We start from the raw sequence: 5,797 nt of genomic DNA, 5'->3' as shown, positions 1-5,797 counted from the left end.
CCTCTGGCCATGTCAGCCTCCTTTGGTTGACGACAGGCTATCACCTCCGGGCGACAATGGGCTGGTTATTGTTAGGGAGCAAAGAGCTGTGACTTCCGAAATTGGCCCTTCGCGACATATTGCGGTGCCACGCGTTTCGGTCGCAAGCGGGACGAAGCGGACATCGCATGTCGGTCATGATCGGTGGAGTTCGTCGCGAATGACCCGGACCGGACAATCCTGGTGCCAAGTCGGCCGCGCCGGTTCAATTGACCTAAATCAAAGCCGCACGGCTTAGGCGCAAGGGAACAGAACCGGGATTCAAACCGTCCGGAACCCTCGTCGCCATCAGGGTTCTTGATCGTTCCGGCCCGAATTAACTTGTGCGCTCTCCCGACAAGGCGCACCGTTTCGGCATCACCCGGACCCCTCGGCTTTTATCGGCGACTGAGAGTGTTGCGCTCCAACTTACGCCCATCGAGCGCCCCCCGCTGTTCGCACTGCACGTCGCTCATGATGTTGGCGCGCATTAGCCCGGGCCAGTCACTATAAGACTCATGGGGCAGGTCAACTCAAACGGAGAATGACCATGAGCGAAAACGTGACGTTAGGTCCGTTGCAGCCAGCAGCTGCTTTGAAGGCCTATGCGCAGATAGTCGTCAAGTTCTGGGAGAACCAAGAAACCGCGCTCGAAGACGTGAAGGAATTTGCGGACGGTTGGTTTGCCCGGCGTCGTGAGGGCATGCAAGCGGCGCTTGAAGCGGCCAAACACATTGGCGATGCCGAGACGCCCTCCGATATACTCCGGGAATATCAGGACTTGCTCAATCGCGAGATGAAACTGTTTGCGGAGGATGGGAGGGCCTATCAGCAACAAGTGCTGAGGGCCGGGGCTCACCTGAACGCACCGCCAGAAGCGCCAAAGACCGACGAGCGTCGGACCGGCTAACGCCCGGAGCGGTTCAAAGCCCTTATGACGCCGATACGCGCGAACATGGTTGGGCCGCCGAGGCTCTACTACTAGTCTATAGTCTAAGGACGAAGTGATCGAAAGGTGGCGTTATTTGCTGCTGCGGTGCACGAGTCCGTTCGTGGTGGATTCTGTTGAAAAAGGCAGCGGTTGCGACGCAGAGGTATCAGTGATTCAGTCTGTCTAATTGGCAGGACTGAAGATCATGATGGGGCATCGGCAAGTCGAACAGGCTGCGTTGTTCTATGAGTTCTCGCTCGAAAGGCATATTCCCGCCGACCACTTGCTCCGGTCGATCGATAGATTTGTCGACCTTGAACAGATTCGGCAAGACCTGGCGCATTTCTACAGCAGTATCGGTCGACCTTCGATCGATCCGGAGCTGATGATCCGGATGCTCTTGGTCGGTTACTGCTTCGGGATCCGATCGGAGCGGCGGCTGTGCGACGAGGTCCACCTCAATTTGGCCTACCGGTGGTTCTGCCGGCTGGGTCTGGAAGGGGCGGTGCCGGACCACTCGACATTCTCCAAGAACAGGCATGGCCGCTTCCGGGAGAGCGGCTTGTTCCGTCGCGTGTTCGAGAGCGTCGCTGCTCCGAGGAGCGACTGGTCGGCGGAGAAGGATTCGCAGTTGATGCGAGCCTGATTAAGGCCGATGCCAATCGGCAGAAGGGGATCGAAGGCGACAAGGGACTTCCGCCGGATGCCGCCGGCCATGCAGTAGATGGGTATCTGGCTGTCCTTGATGATGCTGCTTTCGGAGCAGCGACCGAGGTCACCCCGAAGTTCGTGTCGCCCTCCGATCCGGCGGCGCGCTGGACCGGGGCGCACGGCGGCCAAGCCTTCTTCGCCTACTCGACGAACTACCTGGTCGATGTCGAGGCGACCACAGCAATTCGGCAGGCGGAGGTGCTGGCCGCCAAGCGCATGATTGAGCGCTCGCTCGAACGGTTCGATCTCTACCCAAGCCGACTCCTCGGCGACAGCGGCTATGGCTCGGCCGAGATGCTCGGCTGGTTAGTTTACGAGCACGGCATCGAGCCACACGTCACAGTGTTCGACAAGTCGGCCCGCACAGACGGGATATTCTCGCGCGAGGACTTCACCTATGACCATTCGGATGACGTCTACCGCTGTTCCGGTGGTAAAGTTCTTACCACGACCCGAGCGCTGGTGAACGACGACGCCACGATGCGTTATGTCGCCAGCAAGCGCGATTGCGATTGATGCGCATTGAAGTCCCGGTGTTGCCCCAAGCAGCCTTCACGGAGAGTACCGCGCTCAATCTATGAGGGCGCTCGCGACATGGCCCGCCAGATCTCTAGGTCGTGGGAAGGACGCACCTCGCGCCGGCTCCGCAAGAAGATCGAGATGCTGTTCGCGCACCTCAAGCGCATTCTCAAGCTCGACCGTTTACGTTTACGAGGTCAAAACGGCGCGCGCGACGAGTTCATCCTCGCAGCCACCGCCCAGAACCTTCGAAAAATGGCCAAGCTGATCCCGATGCCTACCCCGAGGCTCGCATAGGGTCCGGTAGAGCAGTTCGGCCACATCGCGACGAGCCATTACAACAAAATACTGCCGGTCTTATTCAACGGAATCGGCCAGGAAGAGACATCGCACGGTGGTTTGACTGTGCGTGTGTCGCACGGTCAAAGTGGTCCGCGACGCGCTCACGAGCGCAGACCGTGACAAACGCAAGCTCTTGAAGATCGTAGGTGGCTGCACGATAATCCGCCTGCTGGACGGCGTGTCGCTCCGCAATCCGTGCAAGGATGCTGGAGGTATCCTGTAGCGGCCTTGATTACCGCAACCGCCACGCCTCTCGTCCCGACCTCATGCGCCTGTGCCCTGTCCAGATGCAAGGTCTCATTGTGATGTTGCAGCTTGACGCGCTGGCCGCAGAGTCCGCGGCCACCGACTAGACCGTCCTCAGACACTTTAGGGCGGGCGGTGGATCGAGAAGTCAACCCATTGGTCGAGGGAGGATATGCCATGTGGGATTCGTCAAACTATTCGCGTCGTCGCTTCCTTCATGCCGGCACGGCCGGAGTAGCGGCAAGCGTCGTCGCCGCGACAACGCCCGTTCGTGCGGCCACCGAGGCGGGCGTGCAAGCGCCACCTCCGACGGCCACGGCGCCGCGGATTCTGCGCAAGCCACCGCTGCCTGAATTGGAGCGCATCGCCAAATCCTACAACCTGGATCTCAACCGCGACGATCTGACGTCATTCCGCAACCTCATGGACGGTGTGCTCGCGTCGTACCGTCGCCTGGACCAGTTCGCAGAGCCGACATTGGCGGTGAAGTACCTGCGAGAGGCGGGGTTCCGTCCACCCCCCTCGGACAATCGGCTCAACGCTTGGTACTGGAGGTGCTCGATCAAAGGCGCAGCGACGGGGCCTCTTGCGGGCAAGAAAATCGCCATCAAAGACAATGTGTGCGTCGCCGGCATCCCGATGATGAACGGCTCCAACGTGCTGGAGGGCTACGTCCCTGACGTGGACGCGACCATTGTGACCCGCATCCTCGACGCCGGTGGGGAGATCGTCGGCAAGGCCGTGTGTGAGCATCTTTGCTTCTCGGGCGGCAGCCATACTTCCGATACCGGGCCCGTGCTCAATCCGCACGATCTGAAGCGATCTGCCGGAGGCTCCTCCAGCGGCAGCGCGGCGCTCGTCGTCGCCGGCGAGTGCGACATGGCCATTGGGGGCGACCAGGGAGGGTCGATCCGAATTCCCAGCGGTTGGTGCGGAGCGGTTGGCCATAAGCCAACCCAGGGGCTCGTGCCATACACAGGTGTCTTCCCAATCGAATTAACACTTGACCATACCGGGCCCATTGCCCGCACCGCCGGCGATGCCGCCCGGCTACTCGAGGTGCTCGCCGGGGCCGATGGGCTCGACCCGCGCCAACCGGCGGGATTGCGTACGGAAGAGTATACCAAGCAACTCACCGGGCATGCCCGCGGTCTGCGGGTCGGGATTGTCAAGGAAGGGTTTGGCTGGCCCAATTCCGAGCCCGATGTCGACGCCATGGTACGCGAGGCGGCGCAGCGCTTGACGCGAGCGGGGGCAACCGTGAGCGAGGTATCGATCCCGCTGCATCGCGACGGCATCCATATCTGGAACGCTATCGCCGTCGAGGGCGCCACGATGCTGATGGTCGCCGGCAACAGCATGGGAACCAACTGGAAAGGGCACTACACAACTTCGCTCCTGGACTTCTACGGCCGGAGCCGGCGGGTGCGCGCCAACGACCTCTCGGAGACCGTCAAGCTCGTCATTCTGCTCGGCCAGTACATGCAGGACAACTACCAGGGCCGCTACTACGCCAAGGCCCAAAACCTCGCGCGCGTGCTGCGCGCCGCCTACGATGAGGCACTCAACGGCGCCGATCTCCTGCTCATGCCGACGTTACCTTTGAAGGCCACGCTACTCCCAGCCCCGGACGCGAGCCGCGAGGACTACGTTGCGCGGGCACTCGAAATGATTTCCAATACTTGCCCGTTCGACGTTACTGGCCATCCTGCCGCGACGGTTCCGGCAGGCATGTCGGCAGGGCTCCCTGTCGGCATGATGCTGATCGGACGCCACTGGGAGGACGGCACCGTGTTGCGTGCGGCTGACGCGTTCCAGATCGTCGGGTAGACGCCAGTGGCGAATTGCCGGCTAAGAGCAACGCCGGCGTCCAAGGTTCGGAAAGAGGCCCGTGAGTTATCTGACGCGAGCCTCTGTAGCCGATGCTCGCGGGAGCGGTCGTGACGGGGGGGCGAGTTATTGCAATAGCCTGGCTAGGCGTGCGGCGAGTGCATGCCATATGCCCATGAAAGTTGCCAATGCGAGCAGATTACGTTGAGGCTTTGCGTAAAGACATGCTCGCGGTCATCGCCGCCAGCGCCTTTGCGCTGCGTGACACAATCGGCAAGAGCGCCTTTGACGAACGCGTCATGACGGCAATGGGCAAGGTGCCGCGGCATGAGTTTGTGCCAATCGAATTTCAGCCGTACGCGTATGCCAATATTCCGCTTCCAATCGGCTTCGAAAAGACGATCTCGCAGCCATTTATCGTCGCCCTAATGACCGATCTGCTCGACATCGAGGCCGACGACAGCGTTCTCGAAAGCCCCGAGACAGCGTAGAAACTTCCCGGGGCGAGGCCCTTTAGCTGCGAGCCGCCTTCGAAGTGCATGGTCGTAAGCAGCGAAGCCATGCCCGGGATCACCTTGGCCTGGAGCGTCACCTTTGCGCCCATCTCAATGGCGGTGCCCGCCACCTCGCCGTCGCCCTGAGCGAAATGAACGTCACCCGCGAAAAGCCCACAGCCGTCGATAAAGCAAGGAAACAGCAGCGTAGTGCCGACCACCGTCTGCTTGGTGTCGAGATTGCCGCCGTTCTCCCGTGGCGGAACGGTGCGAACACACTTGTCCTTCGCCGTACCATTGGGACCGCAAAGATCCGCCGGCAGGGCATCAACCGGCTGAGGGGTCAACGCCGCGCCGCCCGCGTCAGCGAGCGCCTTCTCCCGTTTGAGCCACGTCTCAAGCTCAGGCTCGCCCGGCAAGACGCCGATCGTGCCCATGAACGCATTCATCGGAACGGAGATTCCCGGCAAATCCTTCGAACGCGCTTCAAGACGCGTCAGGTTCCAGTGCACGATGAAAGGATCGCGGAAGACATCACGCAAGAAGCCAAATCCAGGCACGATCGTAGTGTAACCGAAATCGTCGGGCTCGATGTCCACCACGGTAACGGCGAGTGCGTCGCCCCGTCTCGCTCCTTCAATGTAGACGGGCCCGGTCAGCGGATGCACGAGGTTGAGGTTGGCGGCCGCCACATCCTGCGCCGTTG

General features: G+C 61.2%; 3 protein-coding genes and 2 pseudogenes. 4 read left to right on the top strand and 1 reads right to left on the bottom strand.

The window, feature by feature from the left end:
• The first annotated feature begins 568 nt into the window (after positions 1–568).
• The 4 genes and pseudogenes from AC629_RS41315 to AC629_RS50360 form a co-directional block, all read left to right on the top strand.
• Positions 569–928, top strand: a complete 360-nt coding sequence (locus AC629_RS41315) for a hypothetical protein (RefSeq protein ID WP_084810401.1) — start codon at positions 569–571, stop codon at positions 926–928.
• Between the two features lie 226 nt (positions 929–1,154).
• Positions 1,155–2,476 (top strand): annotated as a pseudogene (locus AC629_RS41310) (transposase).
• A gap of 468 nt (positions 2,477–2,944) precedes the next feature.
• Positions 2,945–4,597: an amidase gene (locus AC629_RS41305; RefSeq protein ID WP_084810400.1), complete on the top strand. Its 1,653-nt coding sequence runs from the start codon at positions 2,945–2,947 to the stop codon at positions 4,595–4,597.
• A gap of 188 nt (positions 4,598–4,785) precedes the next feature.
• A pseudogene (locus tag AC629_RS50360) lies at positions 4,786–5,010 on the top strand (protein-L-isoaspartate(D-aspartate) O-methyltransferase); the annotation flags it as partial.
• On the opposite strand, the gene AC629_RS41295 reads toward AC629_RS50360, so the two are convergent.
• Positions 4,947–5,783 (bottom strand): acetamidase/formamidase family protein, encoded by an 837-nt coding sequence (locus AC629_RS41295; RefSeq protein WP_084810402.1) that lies wholly within the window; start codon positions 5,781–5,783, stop codon positions 4,947–4,949. The pseudogene AC629_RS50360 and the gene AC629_RS41295 overlap by 64 nt on opposite strands.
• Between the last annotated feature and the right edge of the window lie 14 nt (positions 5,784–5,797).

This window comes from Bradyrhizobium sp. NAS80.1, assembly GCF_001908205.1.
Taxonomy (GTDB): domain Bacteria; phylum Pseudomonadota; class Alphaproteobacteria; order Rhizobiales; family Xanthobacteraceae; genus Bradyrhizobium.
Note: the sequence above shows the minus strand (reverse complement) of the source record. Positions and strands in the feature narration are given on the sequence as shown.